Raw genomic sequence first — 447 nt, 5'->3', positions numbered from 1 at the left:
CCGCCAGCGCGAGCGCCCGGTGCAGCCACACGCCGAGCACGATGTTGTCGCCGGTGATCTGCGCGATCCCGCGACCCATCCAGAGGAACAGCGGCCCGTAGGGCGCGGCGGTCGAGCGCCAGATATTGGGCACGTTGTTGGTCAGCACATTGTCGAGCCCGAGCCCGTCGACCGGCCCGACCGAATAGGGGTCCAGGCCGCGGTTCGCGATCTCGCTCTGCGCCAGATACGAATACACGTCATTGCTGAACATGGGCGGCGCGACGCTGAGCGGAATGATCCACAGCAGCAGCGTCCGATCCATCTGCGACCGGCTGAGCCGGTGCCGCGGATCCCCGCCCCACCCGCCGACCGCGAAGCGGCCCAGCAGCAGCCACGCCATGATCACCAGGACGGTGCCGATCATGCACATGGCCAGCGTGGACGTGCCCGCGCGGGCGAAGAAGC

The 447-nt window shown here is 68.7% G+C and carries 1 protein-coding gene; it reads right to left on the bottom strand.

Translation table 11 applies throughout. The features are described 5' to 3' along the window. Positions 1–447, bottom strand: a 447-nt coding sequence (gene mptB, locus ACIRS4_RS39380) for a polyprenol phosphomannose-dependent alpha 1,6 mannosyltransferase MptB (protein ID WP_404205264.1), incomplete at both ends; no start/stop codon positions are given.

It is taken from the genome of Streptomyces sp. NPDC101166, from assembly GCF_044768125.1.
Lineage (GTDB): Bacteria > Actinomycetota > Actinomycetes > Streptomycetales > Streptomycetaceae > Streptomyces.
Note: the sequence above shows the minus strand (reverse complement) of the source record. Positions and strands in the feature narration are given on the sequence as shown.